The following is a 24,324-nucleotide window of genomic DNA, read 5'->3' as shown; positions in this document are numbered from 1 at the left end:
TGGCCGAATGCCCGAGCGAGATCAGGGGCGACCAAGTCTACTGGAATTCGAAACGGAGAGCGAAAGTGGCGACGGCAAAAGCGGCGTCAGGGTGACGGCCGGTGCCGAATGGCACCCCTGCCGATCCCGCAGGGGTCAAAATTTTTACGGTGTGGTCCATATAACGGATCGACAGGGTGTGGTCCCGCCGGAGCGAGCCGGTCGGACGGTGCCGTCCAGACCGTGAGTGCGTTGAGTCGACATGCTGACCCTTTCCGACACCATCCCCGATCGCCGGGCCATCGTCTCCAAGCGGCGCCTGGTCGCCGAGCTCCAGTCCCTGGCGGAAGAGCACGGTACGGGCGCCGCGCTGCGCCCGCACACGCTGGCGGCCCTGCGCAAGGCGCTGGACGACGGGCGCGCCGAGGTGCGGCGGCGGCTGGAGGCGGGGGGGACCGGCACCGACTGCGTGCGCCAGAACGCCTACCTGATGGACCAGGTGATCCGGGCGCTGGCCGAGCATACGGCCGGCATCATCTTCCCCGTCGCCAACCCGACCTCGGGCGAGCATTTCGCGATCGTGGCGATCGGCGGCTACGGGCGGGGCGAGATGGCGCCGTTCTCGGACGTGGACCTGCTGTTCATGCTGCCCTACAAGCGGACGCCGCGGGTCGAACAGGTGTTCGAGTACATGCTCTACATGCTGTGGGACCTGGGGCTGAAGGTCGGCCATGCCGTGCGCTCGGTGGACGAGTGCATCCGGCAGGCCAGGGGCGACGTGACGATCCGCACCAGCCTGCTCGAGTCGCGCTTCCTGCACGGGGAAGAGAAGCTGTACGCCGAGCTGCGCCGCCGCTTCACCAAGGAGATCGCGACCGGGACCGGCCCCGCCTTCATCGAGGCCAAGCTGGCCGAGCGCGACGCCCGCCACCGCCGCCTGGGCGACAGCCGCTACGTGCTGGAACCCAACATCAAGGAGGGCAAGGGGGGGCTCCGCGACCTGCAGACCCTGTTCTGGATCGCCAAGTATTATTACCAGGTGGACGACGTCTCCGAGCTGCTGGACAAGGGCGTCCTGCTGGAGGAGGAGGTCGCCAAGTTCGCCAAGGCGCAGGACTTCCTGCTGACCGTGCGCTGCCACCTGCATTACCTGGCCGGACGGGGCGAGGACCGGCTGACCTTCGACGTGCAGGCGGACATCAGCCGGCGGCTGGGCTATGTGGACCATGCCGGGCTGATCGGGGTCGAGCGCTTCATGAAGCACTATTTCCTGGTCGCCAAGGACGTCGGCGACCTGACCCGGATCTTCTGCGCCAACCTGGAGGCGGAGGCCAAGCGCCAGCCGCGCTTCAGCCTGCTGCGCATCGCCCTGGCGCGCAAGGACATCGAGGGCTTCCTGCTGGACGGCGAGCGGCTGAACGTGCGCTACGACCGGCAGTTCAAGGACAACCCCGTGGACACGATCCGGCTGTTCCACGTGGCGCAGGTCAACGGGCTGGACATCCACCCCAACGCGCTGCGGGCGCTGACCCGCGCGCTGGGCGTGGTGGGGCCGAAGCTGCGGGCCGACCATGATGCCAACCGGCTGTTCCTGGAGATGCTGACCTCGCGCAAGGACCCGGAGGTGCCGCTGCGCCGGATGAACGAGGCCGGCGTGCTGGGGCGCTTCGTGCCCGATTTCGGCCGGATCGTCGCCCAGATGCAGTACGACATGTACCATGTCTTCACGGTGGACGAGCACACGCTGTTCGCGCTGGGCATCCTGCACGACATCGAGTCGGGCGGGCTGAGGGACGAGCTGCCGCTGGCCAGCGAGGTGGTCCACAAGCTGGTGTCGCGCCGGGCGCTGTATGTCGCGATGCTGCTGCACGACATCGCCAAGGGGCGCGGCGGCGACCATAGCGTGCTGGGCGCCAAGGTGGCGGAGAAGCTGTGCCCGCGCCTGGGGCTGAGCGCGGAGGAGACGGAGACCGTCGCCTGGCTGGTCCGCTGGCATCTGACCATGTCGGACGCCGCCTTCAAGCGCGACCTGGAGGACGACAAGACCATCCGCGACTTCGTCGAGCTGGTCCAGTCGCCGGAACGGCTGCGGCTGCTGCTGGTGCTGACCACCGCCGACATCCGGGCGGTCGGCCCCGGCCGCTGGAACGGCTGGAAGGCCACCCTGCTGGCCGAACTGTACCATCGCGCCGAGGACCTGATGTCCGGCGTGGTCAGCGCCCAGCGGCGCGAGCGCCGGGTCAACGCCGCCCAGGCGGCGCTGCGCGGGCTGCTGGCCGACTGGAGCGAGGCCGAGATCGAGAGCCACCTTGCCCACGGCTACCCGGCCTACTGGCTCAGCTTCGATCCCGAGACCCACGCCCGCCACGCGCGGCTGATGCGCAACGCCGACCGGGACGGCGCGCCGCTGACGGTGGACACCCGGATCGACCGGGGCCGGGCGGTCACCGAGGTGACGATCTACACCCACGACCATCCGGGCCTGTTCTCCCGGCTGGCCGGCGCCTTCGCGCTGGCAGGCGCCACCATCCTGGACGCCAAGATCTTCACCATGACCAACGGCATGGCGGTGGACGTCTTCTCGGTCCAGGACGCCGCCGGCGGGCCGTTCGACAGCGGCGACAAGCTGGCCAAGCTGTCGGTCATGATCGAGCGCACCCTGTCCGGCCAGCTCCGTCCCTTGCAGGAGCTGGCGAAGCGCAAGCCGGCGATCAACAACCGCACGCGGGTGTTCAAGGTGCCGCCGCGGGTGCTGATCGACAACAAGGCCAGCACCACCCACACCGTGATCGAGCTGAACGGGCGCGACCGGCCGGGCCTGCTGTACGACGTGACCCGGGCGCTGACCAACCTCAGCCTCCAGATCTCCTCGGCCAAGGTCTCGACCTATGGCGAGAAGGCGATCGACGTGTTCTATGTGAAGGACGTGTTCGGGCTGAAGATCACGCACGAGAGCAAGCTGGCCCAGATCCGCGAGAAGGTGCTGACCGCGCTGAGCGACCCGATCGCCGAGGCCCAGGCGGACAGCGGCCGGTTCTCCGCGGCGGAGCGCAGCCGGGCGCGCTCCCGGCAGAAGAAGCCGGCGGTTCCCCGGCGCAAGACCCCGGCGGAGTCGGCGGCGGAATGACGCGCCTGGGAGCCCTCCTGGTTGCCCTGGCCCTGTCCGTCCTGCTGGCGGCCTGCGCCGTCCCGACCCCCAACGTGGAGGTCAGCGGCGGCAGCGCCAGCCCGACGCGCTGGCGGGTCGGCATTCCGTTCTGAGGTCGCTTTTCCCGAAGGTTCGTCTTTTTTGCCGCAGATGAACGGCGATGGAAGAGGATATTCATGGGTTATCTGCTTTCATCGCCGTTCATCCGCGGCAGAGAACCCAAGGACGCGGCGCGCCTGGCATGACCGATACCCTCGCCAACGGGCTGATCTGCGCTTACGGCTTCGGCCCGGACGGCACGGCGCGGGAGCTGTCGCTGCCGGTGCTGGCCGACCTGCTGCGCACGCCGGACGGCTTCGTCTGGGCCCATCTCAACATCGCGGTCTGGCCGATGCGCACCTGGATCGCCGAGCGCGGCCACCTGCCGGAGGCGGCACGCGAGGTGCTGGTGTCGATCGAGGACGTGCGCCCCCGGTTCGAGCGCTGCGAGGACGGGCTGATCGGCACCCTGAGCGACGTGCAGCACGATTTCTCCGGACAGGGCGGCGACATCGGCACCCTGCATGTCTGGTTCACGCGGACCATGCTGATCACCTCGCGCAACCATCCGCTGACCGCGGTGGACAAGCTGCGGCTGGACATCCGGGACGGGTTCCGGCCGGCCAGCACCGGCGAGCTGATCGGCGCCCTGATCGACCATCTGGCGGCCAGCTTCCAGAAGGTGATCGAGGGGATGGCCGACACCCTGGACGAGATCGAGGACGCGCTGCTGGCGGGTTCCTCGGCCGACCTGCGCAGCCAGCTGGGCACCCTGCGCCGGCAGGCGGTCAGCCTGCGCCGCCAGCTGCTGCCCCAGCGCCAGGCGCTGGCGCGGCTGCTCAGCCACCCGCCGGGCTGGTGGTCGTCCGACGACACCTACGATCTGCGCGAGGCGGTGGACCGCTTCTCCTCGGTCGCCGAGGACCTGGGCGCCGCCGAGGACCGCGCCAAGGTGCTCCAGGACGAGCTGTACGCCAAGCTGGCGGAGGAAGGGAACCGCAACCTGTTCCGCCTGTCGATCGTGACCCTGATCTTCCTGCCCATGACCCTGGTCACCGGCATCTTCGGCATGAACGTGGCCGGGCTGCCGGGGACCCATGACGGCCATTCCTTCCTGTGGGTGCTGCTGCTGATGGTCGCCTCGGCCGTCGCGACCCTGCTGCTGCTGAAGGTGAAGCACTGGTTCTGAGCCGGCGCCGGTCCCGGAAACTATATATTTCGTATCCATATGAAATTGTTCGATTTTGAGTTATCAGGTGCGGGGTCCCTGGAATTTCGCGCCGATGAACATCGACATCCTCACACTGGTCCTGGTGCATTCGCTGGTTTCGGTTGCCCTGGGCGGCCTGATGCTGGTGTTCTGGTCCGCCAACCGCAGCCTTCCGGGCCTGAGGCACTGGACCGTCGCGACGCTGCTGCTGGGCGCCAGCACCCTGATATCCACGATGCGCGGCTTTCTTCCCGAGGTCCCGGCGATCCTGGTGTCCAACGGCATCATCGTGCTGAGCTTCGGCTTCTTCTACAACGGCGTCCGCGAGTTCGGGGGGAATCCTTCGCGCTGGCGGCCCGCGGTCGTGGCGGTGGTCCTGCTGGTGCTGTGCCAGGCCTGGTTCACCGTGGTCCGGGACGATGTCTCGGTCAGGATCGTCGCCCTGTCGCTGACCCTGTGCGCCGGCTGCATGCTGACCGCGCGCGAACTGCTGCGGGTGGCGGGGCCGAGCATGCGGGCGACCGCGCTGACCGCGGCGGCGCTGTTCGCCTTGACCGGGCTGACCCTGGCCGCGCGCGCGGCCTCGACCCTGGTCGAGCCGCCGGTGCCCGACCATATGGGCCGATATCCGGCGCACGCCGTGCATTTCCTGGTCTCCATCCTGAGCAGCATCCTGCTGGTCTTCTGCCTGCTGATGATGGCCGTCCAGCGGCTGAACCGCGACCTGGTCCGGCGCGGCCGGCAGCTGGAGGAGGCGCTCAACCGGTCGGAGGACGCCAGCCGGGCCAAGGAGCAGTTCCTCGCCATGATGAGCCACGAACTGCGCACGCCGCTGAACGCGATCCTCGGGTTCAGCGAATTGCAGCGCAACCAGATCTTCGGGCCCCTCGGCCACCCGCGCTACCTGGAATATGCCACGGACATCCATTCCTCCGGCACGCACCTGCTGGGGCTGATCAACTCGATCCTCGACATCTCCAAGGCATCGGCGGGCAAGCTGGAGGTGGCGGTGGCGCCGGTCGATCCGCTGCCGATCGCGGACGAGATGCTGCGGGTCATCAGCCACGCGGCCCTGGCCAAGCGGATCACGATCGCCCACGATCCGGAACCCGCGCCCCGATGCATGGCCGATCCCCAGGCGCTGCGCCAGATCCTGCTGAACCTGCTGTCCAACGCGGTGAAGTTCACCAGTCCCGGCGGCATGATCAGCCTGCGGATCGTCGGGCTCGGCCGCGGGCATGTCGGCTTCATCGTGGCCGACAGCGGCATCGGCATGGACCCGGCCGAGATCCCCAGGCTGCTGAAGCCCTTCGAGCAATCCTTCAACATCTACGCCAGTTCCGGGCAGGGCACCGGGCTGGGGCTGCCCATCGTGGACGCCCTGGTCGGCTTGCAGGGCGGCCGGCTGCGGATCGACAGCGCCCCCGGGAAGGGCACGACGGTGACGGTCGAGCTTCCGGTCGCGGCATGACGGCGCAGTGATCGCCGGCGTTCCGCAACTGTTCCGATTTTCCCTTGTTGATCAGCGTCGAAGACACCTAATATTCGTGTCGGGAGGAGACCGGTTCGCGCGGTCCGCCCCAGTGAATTCGTTTATGAATTCGACGTCGATGACTCGGGAGCTTGCCTGGCATGACGACACTCAAGGAATTCGAGGAAGCATTGCGCGAGCAGGGGATGGACTCCGCCCTCGCCATCCTGGAAAAACTGAAGGACCGCGACCGCGCGAAGCGGTCGGTGGCGCCGGCCCGGCGAGTAACGGGCCGCAAGATGACGCCCGAGCTGGCGCGCGAGATCCTGGATCTTCATGAGCGGACCAAGATGACGCAGCAGGAGATCGCCTTCAAGGTCGGGGTCAACCAGGGCCGCGTCAACGAGGTGATCAAGCGCGGCAAGTGGCTGAGCGGCGATCCCCAGGCACCCGAGGCGCTGGACCGCGACGCGGCGCTGGACCGGGCGGCCAGGGGCGTCGGCAAGGCCGCGAAACCGGAGAAGGCGGCGAAGGCGGAGAAGCCGGCCCGCGCGCGGAAGGCGGCTTCCGGGAAGAAGGATGCCGCCGATGCCGGCTCCAAGCTGGCGGAGGCGACGCGGGCCGTCCGGCGGGCCGACGCCAAGCCTCCGGAGAAGCCGGGCCCCCGGCTCAAGCAGGACGACAAGCAGCTCATGCTGGGCGGCCTGTAGGGGGATAGGGGTTAAGGCCGCCTCCCCAGGGAACCGCGCCGCCGGTCCGGCGTTGTGACGCCGTTCCAACCGGTGCGCGTCGCGCGGAGGCCGTCATGAAATATTCGGTAAGCTGCAAGCTGGGTTACGACGTCGAGGAAGAAACGGTCTGTTTCTTCAACCTTCAACCCGCCCAGTTCGATCGCCAGGTGATCCTGGACGAACACCTGGACCTGGACGGCGGGCGCGAGGTCGACCGCTTCACCATGGGCGAGTCGGGCAACCGCTTCTTCAAGGTCGTCGCGCCTCCCGGCAAGCTGATGGTCCGCTACCGGGCCGAGGTGGACCTGGACCCGCTGGTGGAGGACCCCGCCGGGGTCGGCCAGGTGGCGCCGATCGACCTGCCGCTCGACGTGCTGCCGCACCTGAATCCGTCGCGCTTCTGCCAGTCCGACCGGCTGCGCGCCTTCGCCTTCCGCCAGTTCGGCGAGTTCGCTCCCGGCCACCAGCGGGTGACGGCGATCTGCAACTGGATCCACGACAATCTGGAATATCTGCCGGGCAGTTCCCACGGGACGACCTCGGCGGTCGATACCATCATCGACCATGCCGGCGTCTGCCGCGACTTCGCCCATCTCGGCATCACCCTGTGCCGGGCGATGGACATTCCGGCGCGCTATGTCAGCGCCTATGCCTTCCGGCTCGACCCTCCCGACTTCCACGCGACCTTCGAGGCCTTCCTGGGCGGACGCTGGTACCTGTTCGACGCGACCCGCAAGGCGGCGCTGGACGGGCTGATCCGGATCGGGGTCGGCCGCGACGCCGCCGAGGTGTCGTTCTCGTCCTTCTTCGGCAAGGCCAAGCCGGACGAGATGGAGGTCGCCATCAGCTCGCCCGACCGCGCCGCCGACGGGCCGCTGACCACCGACGCGGTGAGCCTGTCGGAGCGCTGAGGCGGGACCTGGCGCGGGCGCCGCAAGCGTGATTCAGGTTCTTGCCACAGATCACGGCGATGGACAAAGAGACGGACCGGATCATCCGTGGCCGATTTCCTTCATTCCAGGCCGGCTTCGAACACGGCGGGCCGGGCAGGGTTACCGGTCCGGGATCGGGCCAGGATCAGGAAGACGTAGCCGTAGCTGTCGCCGTGGCGGCGGTGAAGGTCGATTTCCCGCTGGGAGCCGTCCAGCACCTCCGCCCAGGCGGCGTCCCCCGCGTGGCGTCGGCGGAACTCCGCGATGCGCGCCTCCAGCGGCGCGTAATACTCGTCCCACCAGGCCTCGCGCGGCAGCGTGAAGCTGTCGATCACCCGGTAGCCGGCCGCCTCCGCGAGCCGCCGGTTGTCCTCGGCGGTGGTCATGGCGGGATATTCGGCGTTCCAGAACGCCAGCGCCTCGGCGGGAGGGGAGTCGGTCAGCCAGGCGCATTCGGTGACCGCGACCAGCCCGGCGGGTTTCAGCAGCGGGCGCCAAGCCTGCAGGCCGGTTCCGAACCCGATCGAGTAGATCGCCCCTTCGGACCAGATCAGGTCGAACGATCCCGGCGGGAACGGCGGTGCCGCCATGTCGGCCGCCAGCGGATCGATCCGGTCCGCCAGCCCTTCGGAGGCGGCCCGGGCGGCGAGTTCGTCCAGGAAGGGCCGGTGCAGGTCGATCGCGGCGACCCGCCCGCCGGTCTCCCGCGCCAGCAGAAGCGCGGACCGGCCGGGGCCGCAGCCGGCATCCAGGATGGCGGGGGCGTGCGGCAGCAGGCCCGTGGCGGCGGCGATGCCCAGCGCCCGCGCGGTCAGCGCGTCCGATCCGGGCCCCTGGCGCGGCAGGCCGTGGTGAAGCTCGAAGAAAAGCGCGAAGTCCATCGGGTGACGCCGTTCAGTCCGGTACGCTCGCCTCGATCGCGTCCATGTCGTCGTCGGAGAAGCCGAAATGGTGGCCGATCTCGTGGATCAGCACATGGCGGACCAGGTGGGCCAGATCCTCGCCGGTCTCGCACCAGTAGTCCAGCAGCGGGCGGCGGTAGAGATAGATCATGTCCAGGTCGCTGGGCGTGGCGGTGACGCTCTTGTGCGCCAAGTCGACGCCCCGGTAGAGGCCGAGCAGGTCGAAGGGCGAGTCCAGCTCCATCTCCCGCTCGGTCTCCTCGTCGGGGAAGTCCTCCACATGGATCACCACGTTGCCGACGAAGCGCAGCAGTTCGGGCGGTATGGTCCGGAGCGCCTCGTCGGCCAGCGCCTCGATGTCGGCGATGGTGGGCGCGTTGATCGGCGAGGCATTGATTTGCTTGGTCATGGGGGCGCATTCTCCTGATCGACCGCTGGGGATCAAACGAGAAAGAGGGAGGCTGAATATGGTCGAGAAACTGGTCGGTGCCAGGCGTCAGTCGGCACTCGCGGAGCTTCACGGCTGGTCCGAGGTGGAGGATCGCGACGCGATCCGCAAGACCTATCATTTCCCTGATTTCGCCACCGCCTGGGGCTTCATGACCCGGGTCGCCCTCAAGGCGGAGAAGATGGACCATCACCCGGAATGGTTCAACGTCTACAACCGGGTCGAGGTGATCCTGGCCACCCACGATGTCGAGGGCCTGTCGGAGCGCGACGTGGAACTGGCCCATCATATGGACGGCATCGCGCTGGAGCATGACCGCTGAACGCGGCGGGACGGGGCGGACCACCGGGCCGCCCGTCCCGCCGGGACGTCACTTCAGGGCCTTCAGGAACTCGATCAGCTCGTCCTGCTGCGCCTTGTCGGTGATGGCGACGTGGCGCATGCGGGTGCCGGGAATGAAGGTGTCGTTGCCCGCGATCCATTTGCGGAGCGTCTCGTCGTTCCAGACCACGCCGGACTTCTGCACCGCCTCGGAATAGGCGAAGCGCGGCACCGCCCCCGCCTGGCGGCCATAGACGCCGATCAGCGTCGGGCCGAAGGCGTTGGCGGAGGTGTCCAGCGAGTGGCAGCCGGCGCATTGGCGGAACGGATGGCTATCCGGGACGGACTTGGTCTGCGCCGATGCCTGGCCTGCGGCGAGCGCGCCTGCAAGGACCAGCATCGATACCGGCAGTTTTCGGGCCAGCAGTCTCATGGTGTTCGCCTCTGTTCAACAGGGCTGCCGCGGCCGGCCCCATTCCGGCACCCCACCGCAACCCTGGCCCGCGCACTATAGGCCCGGGCGGAAGGGCCCGATAATAGTACCAATGATCGAAGGGTTATTATGCCGCGCCCCCTCCCCGGGATCTTCCTTATGGAAAGCCCGGCAGGGAACCCCTGACCCGTCCGCGCTGTTGGTGCCCGATGTTTTTCGTTTTCTTGAAAGGTTTCCCATGCGCGTACGACTGAAACCCGTGGAAGACCAGGTCATCGTGATCACAGGCGCCAGCAGCGGCATCGGGCTCGCGACGGCGCGGATGGCCGCCCGGCGCGGCGCGCGGCTGGTCCTGGCGGCCCGCGACGGGAACGCGCTGCGCGAGGTCGAGACCGACATCCGCCGCGACGGCGGCCAGGCGATCTTCGCGGTGGCCGACGTCGCCGACGAGGACGCCATGATGGGGCTGGCCGAGACGGCGCTCCGCGAGTTCGGCGGCTTCGACACCTGGGTCAACAATGCCGGCACCTCGATCTACGGCAAGGTCGAGGACACCCCGATGGAGGACCAGCGGCGGCTGTTCGAGACCAACTACTGGGGCACGGTGATCGGCTCGCGCATCGCGGCCACGCACCTGCGCCGCCGGGGCGGCGCGCTGGTCAACGTGGGCAGCGTGCTGTCCGACCGGGCGGTGCCGCTCCAGGCGACCTATTGCGCGACCAAGCACGCGGTCAAGGGATTCACCAACGCGCTGCGCATGGAACTGGAGGCCGACGGCGCCCCGGTCTCGGTCACCCTGATCAAGCCGGCCGCGGTCGATACCCAGCTGGAGGAGCACGCCCGGAGCCTGACGGGCGCGGAGCCGCTGAACCCGCCCCCGGTCTACGCGCCGGAGACGGTCGCGGAGGCCATCCTGCACGCGGCCGAGCATACCGTGCGGGAGCTGACCATCGGCAGCGCCGGCAAGCTGATTTCCCTGTCGGAAGCCCTGGCGCCGCGCCTGACCGACAAGGTCATGGAGGCGGTGGCCCCGGGCTGGCAGCGGAGCGGCGGCCCGTTGCGGCGCCGGACCGACAACCTGTACGGCCCGGCGGGGCATGACGGCGACGAGCGCGCCGGCCGGCACAGCCTGGTCCGGGAGCGGAGCTACTACACCACGGCCGTCATGCACCCCGTGGCGACCGCCGCCCTGGTCGCCGGCGTGGCGGCGCTCGGCGCCCTCATGGTCGGCGGCGGGCGCCAGATCCGCCACCGCGACATGGGGTACGACTGAGGCAGGGTCCCCGGCTCAGCCGTCGCCCAGCGTCAGCAGCGAGGCGTTGCCGCCGGACGCGGTCGTGTCGATGCTGACGACCCGCTCGGTCGCGAACCGCTCGATGCCGTCGTCGAGCGAGGCCAGCGGCACGCGCCGGCCGTCCCGCTCCGCCAGCGCCCGGCGCAACGGGACGGCTTCCGCGTCGATTCCCTCGAAGGCGACCACGCCGAGGTCGGGGAAGTTCCGGAGCGTTTCGGCGGCATCGGCGACCGTCACCGAGGCGACCACGCCATCGGGAACCCCGGCCTTGCGCAGGGCCGCGACGACGGGGCCGGCCGCGGGGTTGTTCCCCGCCAGCGCCGCCGCATTGCCGGCGGCCAGCGCCAGGAAAGCCTGGGCCGCCAGCGCGCCGGCCGGGTCCGAGCCCCCGCCCAGGCACAGGGCGGCGCCCCGGCCGTGCAGGGTCAGGTGGTTGCTCTCGCCGGTCGGCCCGGGCAAGGGGTCCGCCGCCGCGAAGGCGGGCGAGGCCGACGCCAGAACCGCCTCGGCCGTCGGCCGGAAGGCGTCCGGCAGCAGGGCGGCGGCCCGCCGCAGGACCGCGGCGCGGTCGGTGCGGGCGTCCCAATCCGGCCCGGCCAGCCGGGCGGCCGCCGAGAAGGCGGCGGGATCGCTTCCTTTCCCCTCCCGGCCGGCCCCCTCCCGGCCGGGCGGCGGGGCGAAGGGGGCGGCCGCGGGCACCGGCGCCGGAGCGGGACGGGCGAAGCGGGCGAGGTAGTGGGGACCGCCGGCCTTCGGCCCGGTGCCGGACAGGCCCTCGCCGCCGAACGGCTGGACCCCGACCACCGCGCCGATCTGGTTGCGGTTGACATAGATGTTCCCGACCCGGGCGCGCCGGCAGATCTCCTCGACCCGGTCGTCCAGTCGGGAATGGATGCCCAGGGTCAGGCCGTAGCCGCGCTCGTTGACGGCATCCACCACCCGGTCGATCTCGTGCGCCTCGAACGGGACGACGTGCAGCACGGGGCCGAAGATCTCCCGCTCCAGCCCGTCGAACCGGTCGAGGGCGATCGCCGTGGGGGCGACGAACAGCCCGTCCCCGCCGGTGTCGCGCAGCGGGTGGCGGAACAGCACCCGCCCGGCCTGCTCGAAGCTCCGGCAATGTTCCTCGATGATGCCTTGGGATTCCGCGTCGATCACGGGACCCACGTCGGTCGCGGGGTTCCAGGGGTCCCCGACGCGCAGCTCCATCGCCGCCCCTTCCAGCATGGCGAGAAGGTGGTCCCGGATGTCGGACTGGACGAACACGGCGCGGAGCGCCGAGCAGCGCTGGCCGGCGCTCTGGAAGGCGGAATTGACGATGTCGCGGACCGCGTGCTCGACCAGGGCGGTGCTGTCCACGATCATGGCGTTCAGGCCGCCGGTCTCGGCGATCAGCGGCGCGCGGGCCGATCCGTGGGCCGCCAGCGCGCGGTCGATCAGGATGGCCGTCTCGGTCGAGCCGGTGAAGCAGACGCCCGCCGTCCGCGGGTCGGCGGTCAGGGCGGCCCCGACCATGGCGCCGTCGCCGGGCAGCAGGGACAGGACCTCGGGCGGCACGCCGGCCTCGATCATCAGCGCCACCGCCCGGGCGGCGACCAGGGGCGTCTGCTCGGCCGGCTTGGCGACCACGGTGTTGCCGGCGACCAGGGCCGCGACCACCTGCCCCGTGAAGATCGCCAGCGGGAAGTTCCACGGCGAGATGCAGACGAACGGCCCCAGGCCTTGTGAACCGGCCGGCAGGCGCCGGGCCTGCGCCGCGTAGTAGCGGCAGAAATCCACGGCCTCGCGGACCTCCAGGACGCCGTCCATGCGGGTCTTGCCGGCCTCGCGCGTCAGGATCGCCATCAGTTCGAAGGTTTCGGCCTCGTAGAGGTCGGCGATCCGGTCCAGGATCGCGGCGCGGTCGGCCGGCGCCCGGTCCCGCCAGGCCGGAAAAGCGGCGGCGGCCACGTCCAGCGCGCGGCCGGCGGCTTCCCTGTCGGCCTGCCGGACGGTCCCGACCCGGTCGGTGCGGTCGGCCGGGTTCAGCACCGGAACCTCCTCCCCCTCCAGGGCGGAGCCTCCGACCAGGGGCGCCGCGGTCCAGCGGACGGTGCGGAACGGCGCCATCCCGGCCTCGACCTCGGCCGCCATCGAGGGATTGTTGAGGTTCCAGCCGGCGGAGTTGCGCCGCTCGCCGTCGAACAGCTCCGGGGGCAGCGGGATCTTGGGGTTCGGGATGCATGCTGCCGTCTCGGTCGCGGCGATGGGGTCGCGGACCAGCACCTCCGGCGGCACGTCCTCGTCCAGGAGCTGGTGGACGAAGGAGGAGTTGGCGCCGTTCTCCAGCAGGCGGCGGACCAGGTACGCCAGCAGGTCCTTGTGGACGCCGACCGGCGCATAGATGCGGCACGGCCGGCCGGCTTCCTCCAGCAGCCGGTCGTGCAGCGCCTGGCCCATGCCGTGCAGCCGCTGGAACTCGAACCCGCCCCCGTCGCTGCCGGCCATCTCCAGCACCGCGGCGGCGGTCTGCGCGTTGTGGGTCGCGAACTGGGGATAGAGGCGGTCGCGGTTGTCCAGCAGGAAGCGCGCACCCGCCAGGTAGGAGACGTCGGTCGAGGTCTTGCGGGTGAACACCGGGTAGCCCGGCAGGCCCAGCACCTGGGAGTTCTTGATCTCCGAATCCCAGTAGGCGCCCTTTACCAGCCGCACCGCCAGCCTGCGGTCGAGCCGGTCCGCCAGCGCCCGGACCCAGCGCAGGACCGGCAGGCATTGCTTGGAATAGGCCTGGACCACCACGCCGAAGCCGTCCCAGCCCGCCAGGTCGGGCGATTCCAGTACCCGCTCGATCACGTCGAGCGACAGGGACAGGCGGTCCGCCTCCTCCGCGTCGATGTTGAAGCCGATGTTGGCGGCCCTGGCCCTGAGCGCCAGGGCGTGCAGGCTCGGCACCAGCTCCGCCAGCACCCGGTCGCGCTGGGTGGCATCAAAGCGCGGATGGAGCGCCGAGAGCTTCACCGAGATGCCGGGATTGTCGTGGACCGGCGCCCTGGCGTCGGCATGGCGCGCGATGGCGTCGATCGCGGCGGCGTAGCTGTCCCAGTAGCGCCTGGCGTCCGGGCCGGTCCGCGCCGCCTCGCCCAGCATGTCGTAGGAGAAGCTGTATCCCTTGGCGCGCCGCGACTCGCCGCGCCGGATCGCCTCCTCGATGGTCCGGCCGAGCACGAACTGCTGGCCCATCACCTTCATCGCCTGGGCGACCGCGGAGCGCACCACCGGCTCGCCGACCCGCTGGACCAGGCGGCGCAGGGTGCCCGCGACCTGCGGCCCGGCGGGGGAGTCGTTGCGGAAGATCCTGCCGGTCAGCATCAGCGCCCAGGTCGAGGCGCTGACCAGCAGGCTGTCGGTCTCGCCCGCATGCTTGGACCAGTCGGCGCCGCCGATCTTGTCGCGGATCAGCGCGTCCAGGGTCGGCGCGTCGGGCACCCTGAGGTAAGCCTCGGCCAGGCACATGAGCGCCACGCCCTCGTCCGTGGACAGGCCGTACTCGGCGAGGAAGGTCTCCATCAGGTTGGGCGTGGGATCGGCGCGGAGCCGGCGGACGATCGCCTCGGCCCGGTCGGAAATCCTGCGCCGGGCGGCCTGGTCCAGCCGGATCGCCTCCATCCGCTGCATCACGACGGTGGCTTCGTCGGCGAAATAGGCCCTGTCGATGTCGTCGCGCAGCATCGCCTGATCCATCGCTCCGGCACTCCCCCTCGGGTCAAAACTCGATGGCCTGGATTATCCCAGGTCGGCAGTAGCCATAGTCTCCGATTTTGGCGGAATTTCAGCCATAATGCCTGCGGACGGGAATTCGGCAGGCGGAATGGCCTGGGAGGGGTGATGGACCGGATCGACCGCGCGATCCTGCGCGAGCTTCAGCAGAACGGCCGGATATCGGTCGTGGAACTGGCCGGCAAGGTAAACCTGACAAAGACGCCCTGCTCGGAGCGGCTGAGGCGGCTGGAGACGGCGGGCGTGATCCGGCGCTACCGGGCCGAGCTGGACCCGGTGGCCCTGGAGGCGGACCATGTGGTGCTGGTCCAGGTGGTGCTGCGCGGCACGACCGCGGACGAGCTGGAGCGCTTCAACGAGGCGGTCCGCCGGGTGCCGGAGATCCAGTCCTGCCACATGATCGCCGGCGACTTCGACTATCTGCTGAAGGTGCGGACGCGCGACATCCAGCATTACCGCCGGCTGCTGGGCGACACGATCTCGCGCCTGCCCCACGTGCAGCAGACGCACACCTATGTGGTGATGGAGACGGTGAAGGACGACATGACCCTGCCGGTGCCGGGGGGCTGACGGTTCTTGGCCACAGATGCACGCAGATGAACTCGGATGGGATCGACGGATGATCGTCGGCAGCCGGCCGGAGCGCCGGCAGCCGGAGGCTATCTGGATTTGTATGCGTGCATCTGCGGCCGAAAATCCTACCCCTGCGCCTGGGTCAGGCGGAGCATCTGGATCTTGCGGGCGGCGATCTCGCTTCGGACGCGCAGCAGCACGACGGTGATGAAGTAGGTCGTGAAGGCGAGGCCCATGGTCAGCAGGGGCCACAGCATGCTGGGGTCGATGCTGGGGCCGCCCATCCTGACCACGCTGGCCGGCTGGTGCAGGGTGTTCCACCAGTCGACCGAGAACTTGATGATCGGCACGTTGACCACGCCGACCAGCAGCAGGATGGCGCCGGCCTTGGAGCCGCGGGTCGGGTCGTCGAAGGCGTTCACCAGGGCCATGTAGCCCAGGTACAGGAAGAACAGGATCAGCACGCTGGTCAGCCGGGCATCCCACACCCACCAGGTGCCCCACATCGGCTCGCCCCACAGGCTGCCGGTGATCAGGCAGACCGCCGTGAAGCCGGCCCCGACGGGGGCGGCGGCCTTGCTGAACAGGTCGGCCAGCGGATGCTTCCAGACCAGCCCGACGGCAGCCGCGATCGCCATGTTGGTGTAGACGAACAGCGCCATCCAGGCCGCCGGGACATGGATGTACATGATCCGGACCGTTTCGCCCTGCTGGTAATCGGGCGGCGAGGCGAACAGCGCCAAGTACAGCCCGACGATCGTGAGCACGACGGTGGCGCCCGCCACCCAGGGCAGGACGATGCCGGAGAGGCGGAGAAAGCGCGCGGGATTGGCGAAGCGGTGCATGGTTCCGATCGATCCTGTTTTCCGGAATATGGGGTCGTGCCGGTGTCCCTGTCAAACCCGCCGGTCCCGTCGGGATGCCGCAGTCCCGAAGCCGGAGAAGGATAAACACAGCTTAGTCAACTGCCACTTTCGGCGAAATAGGCAAGAATTTCGCCTAAATGAGTATAGACATTCCGGATGATGTTACCGAATAGGCACTGATGTTTGCATTTTTGCTAAGTCACAGAGAAACCGGCTTTTGGATTTTTCTCGTTTGCGCATCAATAAGGCGACCGATACGGCACTAATGAACTCAATGACCGTATCGGGATAACAAACTTCGAACGGGGCAGACTTATGAAGCGGATCCTTCTCACTGGAACGGCCCTGGCAAGCGGCATGCTGTTCGCGTCGGTTGCACAGGCCCAGATCACGGTCAGCCTTGGCGGCTATACGGAGTTCTTCGCCGGCTTCTATGATGACGACGCGCCGGGTCGCACCAACCGTGAGTTCCAGCTGGAGACCGAGATCGTCATCCGTGCCGACGGCAAGGCTGACAACGGCCTGCTGTACGGCGCCAAGGTCGAACTGCAGAACAGCACCGGCGGCGGTCCCACCAGCGTCGGCACCGACGAGGCCTCGGTCTATCTGGGCGGCACCTGGGGCCGTCTGGAACTGGGCGATTTCGACGGCGCCGCCGATACCCTGAAGATCTACGCACCGGTGATCGGTATCGAGCAGATCGACGGCGACGCCTACGACTTCCTGGGCGCCGAGTCGGCCACCGGCCTCTCCCTGGGTTCGCAGATCGCCTTCGGCATCCATATCCCGAACTCCGGCGACGCGACCAAGGTCATGTACCTGACCCCGCGCTTCGCGGGCTTCCAGGCCGGCGTCAGCTACGCGCCGGAGAGCGACAGCCAGGGCCAGAACGTCGTCGCCCTTGAAGACGTGAACCTGAGCTACAAGGACTGGATCGAGGGCGGCATCAACTATACCGGCGAGTTCGCGGGCTTCTCCGTCGCGGCCGGAGCCACCATCTCGACCGCCTCGGGCCAGGGCAATCCCCTCATCGGGACCCTGGAAGACTTCACCGCGTGGAACATCGGCGGCCAGGTCGGCTATGCCGGCTTCGTCCTGGGCGGCGGCTACGTGCAAGCCGACGACTTCAACGTTCCCACCGGCGCCGTCGACAACGACCAGTCCGTATGGCATGTCGGCCTGAGCTACACCGCAGGCCCGATCGCCGTGGGCGCCAGCTACATGGATGCCGAGGGATACAAGGGAGACGCCGCGACCTATGCCAGCGATTACAAGTCGTACGGCGTCGGCGTCGCCTATACCCTCGCGCCGGGCTTCGTCGTCCAGTCCGACCTGATGTTCGTCGACGAGGATGTCCGGACGGCCGCCGCCGGCCCGACCTTCAACAACGAAGGCTACGTCTTCGTGGTCGGCACCCGCCTGGACTTCTGATCGGAGAGAAAGGGACGCCGGCCTTCGCCCGTCAAGGCGAACGCCGGCGTCGGCTTTCGGCGGATTTACGGCTCCCTCAGTTCCGGAAAGTCCTCCTCCCGGAACTCCAGCGGGTTGCGGTCGGCGGCACCGGCCCTTCCCTCCTCCGCCCGGCGCAGCTCGACGCGGCGGATCTTGCCCGAGATGGTCTTCGGCAGGTCGGCGAACTCGATCCGGCGCACCCGCTTGTAGGGCGCCAGATGCCGGCGGACATGGCGGAAGATCGCCAGCGCGGTTTCGCGGTCGGGCTGCCAGCCAGCGGCCAGCACCAGATAGGCCTTGGGAACGGCGAGCCGCAGGGGATCGGGGCTCGGCACCACGGCGGCCTCGGCCACCGCCTCGTGCTCGATCAGCGCGCTCTCCAGCTCGAAGGGGCTGATCCGGTAGTCGGAGGCTTTGAACACGTCGTCGGCGCGGCCGACATAGGTCAGGTAGCCGTCCTCGTCCTTCATCGCGACGTCGCCGGTGCGGTAGTAGCCGCCGGCCATGATCTCCTCCGTCCGGGCGGCATCGTCGCGATAGCCGGTCATCAGGCCGACCGGCCGGCGGTCGAGCATCAGGCAGACCTGGCCTTCGGGCCGCTCCGTCCCGTCGGCGTCGAGCAGCTTCACCACGTAGCCCGGCAACGGGCGGCCCATGGAGCCGGGCTTGACCGGCTGGCCGGGGGGATTGGCGATCTGGGCCGTCGTCTCGGTCTGGCCGTAGCCGTCGCGGATCGTGATGCCCCAAGCCTCGCGCACGGTGTCGATCACCTCGGGGTTGAGCGGCTCGCCGGCGCCGATCAGGTCGCGCAGCCTGACCGGATAGGCCTTCAGGTCCTCCTGGATGAACAGGCGCCACACCGTCGGCGGCGCGCACAGGGTGGTGACGCCGCAGCGCGCGATCACCGACAGCATGTCGGGCGCCGAGAAGCGCTTGTAGGTATAGACGAAGACCGCCGCCCCGGCGTTCCAGGGCGCGAAGAAGTTGCTCCAGGCGTGCTTGGCCCAGCCGGGCGAGCTGATGTTCAGGTGGATGTCGCCGGGCATCAGGCCCAGCCAGTAGAGCGTCGAGAGATGGCCGACCGGGTAGCTCCGGTGGCTGTGCTCGACCAGCTTCGCCTTGGCCGTGGTGCCGGAGGTGAAATAGAGCAGCAGCGGGTCGTCGGCGGGGGTGACGCCGTCCGGCTCGAACGAGGCTGGCGCGTCGTAGGCGTCCTCGAACCGCCGCCAGCCTTCCGGCACGGCGGTGCCGCCGACGGCGATCCTGGTGTAGGAGCCGGGCAGGCCGTCGAACTTGGCGGCGTCCTCCGCCCCGGCGATCACGTGGGCGACGCGGCCCCGCTCGATCCGGTCGGCCAGGTCCTCGGCGTTCAGCAGGGTGGTGCTGGGGATCAGCACCGCGCCCAGCTTGATCGCCGCCAGCATGGTTTCCCACAGGGGCGCCACGTTGCCGAGCATCAGCAGGATCGGGTCGCCGCGCCGCACGCCCTGGGACCGGAGGTGATTGGCGACCCGGTCGGAACGCTCGGCCATCTGGGAAAAGCTCAGCTTCGTCTCGGCGCCGCCTTCCTCGACGATCCACAGGGCGGTCCTGTCGTTGCCGCGCGCCATGGGATCGAAATAATCCAGCGCCCAGTTGAAGGTTTCGAATTCCGGCCAACGGAAATCGCGGTACGCGGTCTCGTAATCCTCGCGATTCTCGATCAGGAAATCGCGCGCTTTCAGGAATTCCGCTCCGGGCGTCGTCATGTCGTTTTTCCTCCGTCCCCCTGGGGGTCCGATGCCGGATGCCCGGCCCCCTTATTCGCGGCGGGAGTTTAGGCGGCGTGGGTGGGGTCTGTCCATCCGCGCCGCCCTGGGGTAAACCTGTCGATAACGAAGCGAATCGAAGAACCGATCAGGGATGGAGGATCAACGCCAAGATGACCGAGCAAACGCCTGCGATTTCGGCTTTCGACATCTCCGGCCGCCGGGCGCTGGTGACGGGAGGGACAAGCGGGATCGGCGCCGCCATCGCGGCCGGGCTGGCCGATGCCGGCTGCCACGTGGTCGCCGCCGGCCTGCCCGCGGCGGACGCGGTGCCTGATCCTACCGGCCCGATCCAGACCGTGGACCTGGACGTGACCGACGCCAATGCCGTCGAGCGCCTCGCCAAGGGGCTGGACCGGCTGGACATCCTGGTCAACGCGGCCGGCATCATCCGGCGCGGCGCGGAATTCGACCTGGACAGCTTCGAGCGGGTGGTGGACGTCAACCTGACCGGCACCATGCGCCTGTGCACCGCCTGCCGCCCGTTGCTGGCCCGGCAGGGCGGCAGCATCGTGAACGTCGCCTCGATGCTGAGCTTCTTCGGCGGGGGACTGGTGCCGGCATACAGCGCCAGCAAGGGCGGCATCGCCCAGCTGACCAAGAGCCTGGCGATCGCCTGGGCCACGGACGGCATCCGGGTCAACGCCATAGCGCCGGGCTGGATCGCGACCGCCCTGACCCAGGGCCTTCAGGACGACCCCGCCCGGTCCGAGGCGATCCTGTCCCGCACCCCCCTGAAGCGCTGGGGCACGCCGCAGGACCTGACCGGGGCGGTGATCTTCCTGTGCTCCCCGGCGGCCGCCTTCGTCACCGGCACGGTGCTGCCGGTGGACGGCGGCTATCTGATATCCTGAGGGGGGGATAGCGATATCTGCCCCCCTCATGAGGACTCCGCTTTCCCATCTCCTGTCCGTGGCGCGAAGCTCCCGGGCAGCGGGCCGAACGGTCTGAGGGCGTTTGAAACACGGCGTGACCCATGCTACTTGATGGTTTAGGAGGCCGGCATGCGAGTGAGCTATTACGATCCCGATCAGCGCGCCCTTGAGAAGGCCGAGTCCCGTCGCCGCGACGAGGAGGCACTGGTCTCGGGGGGGATCTCGCACGAGGAATTGCAGCGTATCAACGGTGGCTACGGCATGTTCCGTGGCTCGAAGCTCGTGCGCCGCCCAAGAGCCAAGGCCGCCGACCGGACGCCCGGCGTGGCTCCCTGAGCCGACCGCACCTTCATCAAACCAATCAGGACACCGCCTTCGGGCAGCGTCTCCGCTTTCAGAGACAGGCCGGCCTGTCATGAACGACTCGGAACCCGCGCTGGACATCCCGGAAGAAATTCCCCGAGACCTTCTGGTCCGCATCCTGACCAGCGCGGAGTCGCTCGATTCCATCGTCGTCGGCGGCCAAGCTCTCAATTTGTGGGCGGAGCACTACTTCTTCAAAGCCCAGGAAGAGCTTCGCGCCTGCGCTCCCTTCCAGTCAAAGGACATCGACTTCTTCGGCGATGCGACGGTCGCAGCCGAACTCGCCCGCATGCTTGAAGCCGATTTGAAGATCCCATCGCGCGATGATGTGGTCACGCCGAACTCCGCCGCCATCGACATCAAGCTCCGCGGCGAGCACTACACCATCGACTTCCTGCATTCCATTGCCGGCCTGGATACGGAGATCATGCGCAAACGGGCGCAGATCCTGGAGGAGCCGCTTGCCGTCGAGGGCAGCTTCAGCCGCGATACCGAGGTGCGCCTCCTGCACCCCGTCGATGTGCTGATCAGCCGCATCGCCGGAATCACGATCCTGAAACGCATGGACCCCGGCGCGCAACGCCAGTTGACCGCTGCTCCGATCGTGCTGCGCGAGTTCATCCGCGAACTCCTGGACATCGGTGACCAGGACGCCATCAAGGAGGCCCGGGATGCCGTGCGCGAATTCATTCGCATCGGCAGCGCACACTTCAACGACCCGATCCTCGATATCTACGGCATCGATATCATTGCTCACGCGGCGTAGCTTGCGGGCCACCCGGCTTGGCATCCCAACTTCGCCGAGCATCAGATCCGCCGCGCCTGCGTGCGCTTCGCCGAAAAACGTGACCGGCGTATCGCTGAAGCCAGACGCCGGGCGGCCCGGCAAGGATCTTGAGACCGGAGGAGAGCTTCGAGACTACGGGAAGATCCAAAAGCGCCATCGCGGGCCGCCCGGCCCGCGATGCTTAAGCTGAAGAGGGGCCCGCAGCCTCCCCCCGGCATGGGGTCAGGCCTGGGTGTCGACCCGGCTGACCGGCTCGTCGGCACCGCGCTTGGCGGCGCCGACCATGGCTTCGCGCAGCAGGCGGCCGTGGATGGTGTAGCCGTCCTGGAGGACCTGGACGATGGTGCCGCCGGGCTTGCCGGTGTTCTCGACCTCGAACACGACCTGGTGAAAGTTGGGATCGAACTGCTCGCCCAGGGCTTCCATCTTCTTGATGCCGCCGCGGTCGAACGCGGCGTGGAGCTGGCGCTCGGTCGCCTCGATGCCGACCAGCAGGTTCTTCATCACGTCGTCCTGCTCGCGCTGCTCGGCCGGAACGGCGTCGACGGCCCGGCGCAGGTTGTCGGCCACCGCCAGCAGTTCCTTGGCGAAGCTGCTGACCGCGTACTTGGCGGTGTCCTCGCGCTCGCGCTGGGCGCGGCGGCGGATGTTCTCCGTCTCGGCGAGGGTGCGGAGGAGCTGGTCCTTCAGGCCGGCGACCTCGGCCTCCAGCGCCGCGACCCGATCTCCGCCCTGGGCGTCGCCCTGGCCTTCCGAACCGGCGGCTTCCTCACCGGGCGCCGCGGCGGTTTCGGGAGCTTCGGGAGCGGCAGCCTGGCCCTTTACGTCCGCCTGGGCGGTAGCCGTGTCGGTGTCGGCCTCGTTGGGCTTCTTCTGGGGTTCGTTCATGGCAAATACTCGGTTCGTGGCTCGGTGAATGGGTTGCGATGAATTCCGGGGTTCTCCGGGGCCGGGCGGTCAGCCGAGCAGGCGGCCGATCACCTTGGCGGTATAGTCCACCATGGGGATGATCCGCGCGTAATTGATCCGGGTCGGACCGATCACGCCGATCGCGCCGACGATCTGCTCGCGGCTGTCCTGGTAGGGGGCGATGATCATCGAACAGCCGGCGTGGCTGAACAGGGTGTTCTCCGCGCCGATGAAGATCTGCACGCCCTCCGCCTTGTTGGCGGCGTCGAGCAGGCGGAGCATCGCCTCCTTGGTCTCCAGCGCCTCGAACAGGGCGCGGATGCGCTCCAGATCGGAAAGCGCGGTCACGTCGTCAAGCAGTTTCGCTTGGCCGCGCACGATCAGGTGGCCGGTCGAGCCGGAGCCGGCCCAGGTCGCCAGCCCGGCTTCCACGACCCGCGACGACAGCTCGTCCAGCTGGGTGCGCTGCTCGTCGATCTCCCGCACCACGGCGGTCTTGGCCTCGTCCAGGGTGCGGCCGATCAGCCGGGCGTTGAGGTAGTTGGACGCGGTCTGGAGGGTGGAGGCCGGCATGCCCAGCGGCACCTCGACCACCCGGTTCTCGACCAGGCCGTCCTCGGTCACCAGGACCACCAGGGCGCGGCCGGGGGCCAGGTTGACGAACTCGATATGCTTCAGCGCGCGGTCGGTCTTGGGAGCCAGCACCAGCCCGGCGCAGCTGGACAGGCCGGACAGCATGGACGACGCCTCGGCCAGCACGTCGGGCAGGCTGCGGCCCGATGTCGCACACTTGGCGTCGATGCTCTCCCGCTCCTGGTCGGACAGCCGGCCCAGTTCCAGCAGGCCGTGGACGAACAGGCGCAGCCCCGCCTCGGTCGGCAGGCGGCCGGCCGAGGTGTGGGGCGCGTAGAGCAGTCCCAAGTCCTCCAGGTCGGCCATGACGTTGCGGATCGTCGCCGGCGACAGGGAGATGCCGAGCCGGCGGGAGATGGTGCGGGAGCCGATCGGCTCGCCCGTCTCCACGTAGGCATCGACGATGGTGCGGAAGATGTCTCGCGAGCGCTGGTTCAGTTCGCTGATCATATGAGCTTCGACAACGCTGACGGCACGATGTGGGGCCTCCCAGCCGGTTGCTCCCGGCCGTCCTGGCCGAACCTGCAATGTAGTCAGGGCCTTGCCGCGAATCAACCGGGGCGCCCCGGCGGTCCCTGTCCGGCGCGCGGCGGGACCGCACTGGACGGGGCGCGGGCGAGCGGCTAGCTTGCCCCTCCGCATCCACACCTAGTCACGGGACACAGCACCATGCGCCCTTCCGGCCGCCTTCCCGACGCCCTGCGTCAGATCAGCCTGGAACCGGGCTTCTCGAAATACGCCGAGGGCTCCTGCCTCGTCAGGTTCGGCGACACCCATGTGCTGTGCACCGCCAGCGTGGACGAGCGGGTCCCGCCGTTCCTGCGCAACACCGGGCTGGGCTGGGTCACCGCCGAGTACGGCATGCTGCCCCGCTCCACCGGCAGCCGCACCGACCGCGAGGCGGCCAAGGGCCGGCAGTCCGGCCGCACGCAGGAGATCCAGCGCCTGATCGGCCGCTCGCTCCGCGCGGTCACCAACCGGTCCGGCATGGGCGAGACCCAGATCAAGGTCGACTGCGACGTGATCCAGGCCGACGGCGGCACCCGCACGGCGGCGATCACCGGCAGCTACGTGGCGCTCTACCTGGCGTTCAAGCATCTGGTGGAGATCGGCAAGCTGAAGTCGATCCCCATGACCGACTCGGTGGCCGGCATCTCGGCCGGGATCTACAACGGCACGGCGGTGCTGGACCTGGACTATGCCGAGGATTCGACCGCCCAGGCCGACACCAACTTCGTGCTGACCGGCAGCGGCGGCATCGTCGAGGTGCAGGGCACCGCGGAGGAGAAGCCGTTCAGCCAGGACCAGTTCATGGAGCTGCTGGCGCTGGCCCAGAAGGGCGTCGCCGAACTGACGAGATTGCAGAAGGCCGCCCTCGGCCTATCGTGAGCGTA

The 24,324-nt window shown here is 68.8% G+C and carries 22 protein-coding genes; 14 read left to right on the top strand and 8 right to left on the bottom strand.

Annotated elements, in window-relative coordinates:
- Window positions 1-241: 241 nt before the first annotated feature.
- From IGS68_RS27155 to IGS68_RS27130, 6 genes are all read left to right on the top strand, one after another.
- Window positions 242-3,106 (top strand): [protein-PII] uridylyltransferase, encoded by a 2,865-nt coding sequence (locus tag IGS68_RS27155; protein ID WP_201076002.1) that lies wholly within the window; start codon window positions 242-244, stop codon window positions 3,104-3,106.
- Complete coding sequence (locus tag IGS68_RS27150; RefSeq protein ID WP_201075995.1) at window positions 3,103-3,240, top strand: hypothetical protein; 138 nt, start codon at window positions 3,103-3,105, stop codon at window positions 3,238-3,240. The genes IGS68_RS27155 and IGS68_RS27150 overlap by 4 nt, the downstream gene beginning before the upstream one ends.
- Before the next feature lie 128 nt (window positions 3,241-3,368).
- Window positions 3,369-4,355: a CorA family divalent cation transporter gene (locus IGS68_RS27145; protein ID WP_201075994.1), complete on the top strand. Its 987-nt coding sequence runs from the start codon at window positions 3,369-3,371 to the stop codon at window positions 4,353-4,355.
- Between the two features lie 94 nt (window positions 4,356-4,449).
- Window positions 4,450-5,847, top strand: a complete 1,398-nt coding sequence (locus IGS68_RS27140; RefSeq protein WP_201075993.1) for a sensor histidine kinase — start codon at window positions 4,450-4,452, stop codon at window positions 5,845-5,847.
- A 161-nt stretch (window positions 5,848-6,008) separates the two neighbouring features.
- Window positions 6,009-6,557, top strand: coding sequence for a hypothetical protein (locus IGS68_RS27135; protein WP_201075992.1), 549 nt, complete (start codon window positions 6,009-6,011; stop codon window positions 6,555-6,557).
- A gap of 95 nt (window positions 6,558-6,652) precedes the next feature.
- Window positions 6,653-7,489: a transglutaminase-like domain-containing protein gene (locus IGS68_RS27130; RefSeq protein WP_201075991.1), complete on the top strand. Its 837-nt coding sequence runs from the start codon at window positions 6,653-6,655 to the stop codon at window positions 7,487-7,489.
- Window positions 7,490-7,590: 101 nt separating this feature from the next.
- Here IGS68_RS27130 and IGS68_RS27125 read toward each other — a convergent pair whose 3' ends face one another.
- Entirely contained in the window at window positions 7,591-8,391 is an 801-nt protein-coding gene (locus IGS68_RS27125) for a class I SAM-dependent methyltransferase (RefSeq protein WP_201075990.1), read from the bottom strand.
- Window positions 8,392-8,404: 13 nt separating this feature from the next.
- Window positions 8,405-8,821 (bottom strand): metallopeptidase family protein, encoded by a 417-nt coding sequence (locus IGS68_RS27120; protein WP_201075988.1) that lies wholly within the window; start codon window positions 8,819-8,821, stop codon window positions 8,405-8,407.
- A gap of 58 nt (window positions 8,822-8,879) precedes the next feature.
- Between IGS68_RS27120 and IGS68_RS27115 the strand changes: the two genes are divergently transcribed.
- A complete protein-coding gene (locus tag IGS68_RS27115) occupies window positions 8,880-9,182 on the top strand; it encodes a 4a-hydroxytetrahydrobiopterin dehydratase (RefSeq protein ID WP_158047803.1) in 303 nt (100 codons plus the stop codon).
- A gap of 48 nt (window positions 9,183-9,230) precedes the next feature.
- On the opposite strand, the gene IGS68_RS27110 is transcribed toward IGS68_RS27115, so the two are convergent.
- Window positions 9,231-9,614: a c-type cytochrome gene (locus IGS68_RS27110; RefSeq protein WP_247881099.1), complete on the bottom strand. Its 384-nt coding sequence runs from the start codon at window positions 9,612-9,614 to the stop codon at window positions 9,231-9,233.
- A 238-nt stretch (window positions 9,615-9,852) separates the two neighbouring features.
- Between IGS68_RS27110 and IGS68_RS27105 the strand changes: the two genes are divergently transcribed.
- Window positions 9,853-10,887, top strand: coding sequence for an SDR family oxidoreductase (locus IGS68_RS27105; RefSeq protein ID WP_201075986.1), 1,035 nt, complete (start codon window positions 9,853-9,855; stop codon window positions 10,885-10,887).
- A gap of 15 nt (window positions 10,888-10,902) precedes the next feature.
- On the opposite strand, the gene putA is transcribed toward IGS68_RS27105, so the two are convergent.
- Entirely contained in the window at window positions 10,903-14,628 is a 3,726-nt protein-coding gene (gene putA / locus IGS68_RS27100; RefSeq protein ID WP_201075979.1) for a bifunctional proline dehydrogenase/L-glutamate gamma-semialdehyde dehydrogenase PutA, read from the bottom strand.
- 144 nt (window positions 14,629-14,772) lie between these two features.
- Between putA and IGS68_RS27095 the strand changes: the two genes are divergently transcribed.
- Complete coding sequence (locus IGS68_RS27095) at window positions 14,773-15,234, top strand: Lrp/AsnC ligand binding domain-containing protein (protein WP_201075978.1); 462 nt, start codon at window positions 14,773-14,775, stop codon at window positions 15,232-15,234.
- A gap of 128 nt (window positions 15,235-15,362) precedes the next feature.
- Here IGS68_RS27095 and IGS68_RS27090 read toward each other — a convergent pair whose 3' ends face one another.
- On the bottom strand, window positions 15,363-16,082 hold the full coding sequence (locus IGS68_RS27090) for a heme ABC transporter permease (RefSeq protein ID WP_201075976.1): 720 nt from the start codon (window positions 16,080-16,082) through the stop codon (window positions 15,363-15,365).
- 336 nt (window positions 16,083-16,418) lie between these two features.
- Between IGS68_RS27090 and IGS68_RS27085 the strand changes: the two genes are divergently transcribed.
- Window positions 16,419-17,534: a porin gene (locus tag IGS68_RS27085; RefSeq protein ID WP_201075974.1), complete on the top strand. Its 1,116-nt coding sequence runs from the start codon at window positions 16,419-16,421 to the stop codon at window positions 17,532-17,534.
- Between the two features lie 65 nt (window positions 17,535-17,599).
- On the opposite strand, the gene IGS68_RS27080 is transcribed toward IGS68_RS27085, so the two are convergent.
- The gene (locus IGS68_RS27080) at window positions 17,600-19,303 is read right to left on the bottom strand and encodes an AMP-binding protein (RefSeq protein WP_201075972.1); all 1,704 of its coding nucleotides are present in this window, start codon (window positions 19,301-19,303) and stop codon (window positions 17,600-17,602) included.
- 173 nt (window positions 19,304-19,476) lie between these two features.
- Between IGS68_RS27080 and IGS68_RS27075 the strand changes: the two genes are divergently transcribed.
- From IGS68_RS27075 to IGS68_RS27065, 3 genes are all read left to right on the top strand, one after another.
- On the top strand, window positions 19,477-20,217 hold the full coding sequence (locus IGS68_RS27075; protein ID WP_201075965.1) for an SDR family NAD(P)-dependent oxidoreductase: 741 nt from the start codon (window positions 19,477-19,479) through the stop codon (window positions 20,215-20,217).
- A gap of 150 nt (window positions 20,218-20,367) precedes the next feature.
- Window positions 20,368-20,574 carry a hypothetical protein gene (locus IGS68_RS27070; protein ID WP_201075963.1) on the top strand — a complete coding sequence of 69 codons (207 nt, stop codon included), beginning with the start codon at window positions 20,368-20,370 and terminating at the stop codon, window positions 20,572-20,574.
- A 79-nt stretch (window positions 20,575-20,653) separates the two neighbouring features.
- The gene (locus IGS68_RS27065; protein WP_201075961.1) at window positions 20,654-21,367 is read left to right on the top strand and encodes a hypothetical protein; all 714 of its coding nucleotides are present in this window, start codon (window positions 20,654-20,656) and stop codon (window positions 21,365-21,367) included.
- A 243-nt stretch (window positions 21,368-21,610) separates the two neighbouring features.
- Here the strand turns inward: IGS68_RS27065 and grpE are convergent, their stop codons facing one another.
- Together grpE and hrcA are read right to left on the bottom strand one after the other, a co-directional pair.
- Window positions 21,611-22,276 (bottom strand): nucleotide exchange factor GrpE, encoded by a 666-nt coding sequence (grpE, locus tag IGS68_RS27060; protein WP_201075960.1) that lies wholly within the window; start codon window positions 22,274-22,276, stop codon window positions 21,611-21,613.
- Between the two features lie 69 nt (window positions 22,277-22,345).
- Entirely contained in the window at window positions 22,346-23,380 is a 1,035-nt protein-coding gene (gene hrcA, locus IGS68_RS27055) for a heat-inducible transcriptional repressor HrcA (protein ID WP_158047793.1), read from the bottom strand.
- A 219-nt stretch (window positions 23,381-23,599) separates the two neighbouring features.
- Between hrcA and rph the strand changes: the two genes are divergently transcribed.
- A complete protein-coding gene (gene rph / locus IGS68_RS27050; protein WP_201075952.1) occupies window positions 23,600-24,319 on the top strand; it encodes a ribonuclease PH in 720 nt (239 codons plus the stop codon).
- Window positions 24,320-24,324 lie beyond the last annotated feature (5 nt).

This window comes from Skermanella sp. TT6 (genome assembly GCF_016653635.2).
Classification (GTDB): domain Bacteria; phylum Pseudomonadota; class Alphaproteobacteria; order Azospirillales; family Azospirillaceae; genus Skermanella; species Skermanella cutis.
This window is presented reverse-complemented; position numbering and strand designations above follow the sequence as displayed.

What these genes read in the sequence shown, in the direction of transcription:
- IGS68_RS27155 (WP_201076002.1), top strand. Translation starts at nt 242, where the DNA reads ATGCTGACCCTTTCCGACACCATCCCCGATCGCCGGGCCATCGTCTCC.
- IGS68_RS27150 (WP_201075995.1), top strand. Translation starts at nt 3,103, where the DNA reads ATGACGCGCCTGGGAGCCCTCCTGGTTGCCCTGGCCCTGTCCGTCCTG.
- IGS68_RS27145 (WP_201075994.1), top strand. Translation starts at nt 3,369, where the DNA reads ATGACCGATACCCTCGCCAACGGGCTGATCTGCGCTTACGGCTTCGGC.
- IGS68_RS27140 (WP_201075993.1), top strand. Translation starts at nt 4,450, where the DNA reads ATGAACATCGACATCCTCACACTGGTCCTGGTGCATTCGCTGGTTTCG.
- IGS68_RS27135 (WP_201075992.1), top strand. Translation starts at nt 6,009, where the DNA reads ATGACGACACTCAAGGAATTCGAGGAAGCATTGCGCGAGCAGGGGATG.
- IGS68_RS27130 (WP_201075991.1), top strand. Translation starts at nt 6,653, where the DNA reads ATGAAATATTCGGTAAGCTGCAAGCTGGGTTACGACGTCGAGGAAGAA.
- IGS68_RS27125 (WP_201075990.1), bottom strand. Translation starts at nt 8,391, where the DNA reads ATGGACTTCGCGCTTTTCTTCGAGCTTCACCACGGCCTGCCGCGCCAG.
- IGS68_RS27120 (WP_201075988.1), bottom strand. Translation starts at nt 8,821, where the DNA reads ATGACCAAGCAAATCAATGCCTCGCCGATCAACGCGCCCACCATCGCC.
- IGS68_RS27115 (WP_158047803.1), top strand. Translation starts at nt 8,880, where the DNA reads ATGGTCGAGAAACTGGTCGGTGCCAGGCGTCAGTCGGCACTCGCGGAG.
- IGS68_RS27110 (WP_247881099.1), bottom strand. Translation starts at nt 9,614, where the DNA reads ATGAGACTGCTGGCCCGAAAACTGCCGGTATCGATGCTGGTCCTTGCA.
- IGS68_RS27105 (WP_201075986.1), top strand. Translation starts at nt 9,853, where the DNA reads ATGCGCGTACGACTGAAACCCGTGGAAGACCAGGTCATCGTGATCACA.
- putA (WP_201075979.1), bottom strand. Translation starts at nt 14,628, where the DNA reads ATGGATCAGGCGATGCTGCGCGACGACATCGACAGGGCCTATTTCGCC.
- IGS68_RS27095 (WP_201075978.1), top strand. Translation starts at nt 14,773, where the DNA reads ATGGACCGGATCGACCGCGCGATCCTGCGCGAGCTTCAGCAGAACGGC.
- IGS68_RS27090 (WP_201075976.1), bottom strand. Translation starts at nt 16,082, where the DNA reads ATGCACCGCTTCGCCAATCCCGCGCGCTTTCTCCGCCTCTCCGGCATC.
- IGS68_RS27085 (WP_201075974.1), top strand. Translation starts at nt 16,419, where the DNA reads ATGAAGCGGATCCTTCTCACTGGAACGGCCCTGGCAAGCGGCATGCTG.
- IGS68_RS27080 (WP_201075972.1), bottom strand. Translation starts at nt 19,303, where the DNA reads ATGACGACGCCCGGAGCGGAATTCCTGAAAGCGCGCGATTTCCTGATC.
- IGS68_RS27075 (WP_201075965.1), top strand. Translation starts at nt 19,477, where the DNA reads ATGACCGAGCAAACGCCTGCGATTTCGGCTTTCGACATCTCCGGCCGC.
- IGS68_RS27070 (WP_201075963.1), top strand. Translation starts at nt 20,368, where the DNA reads ATGCGAGTGAGCTATTACGATCCCGATCAGCGCGCCCTTGAGAAGGCC.
- IGS68_RS27065 (WP_201075961.1), top strand. Translation starts at nt 20,654, where the DNA reads ATGAACGACTCGGAACCCGCGCTGGACATCCCGGAAGAAATTCCCCGA.
- grpE (WP_201075960.1), bottom strand. Translation starts at nt 22,276, where the DNA reads ATGAACGAACCCCAGAAGAAGCCCAACGAGGCCGACACCGACACGGCT.
- hrcA (WP_158047793.1), bottom strand. Translation starts at nt 23,380, where the DNA reads ATGATCAGCGAACTGAACCAGCGCTCGCGAGACATCTTCCGCACCATC.
- rph (WP_201075952.1), top strand. Translation starts at nt 23,600, where the DNA reads ATGCGCCCTTCCGGCCGCCTTCCCGACGCCCTGCGTCAGATCAGCCTG.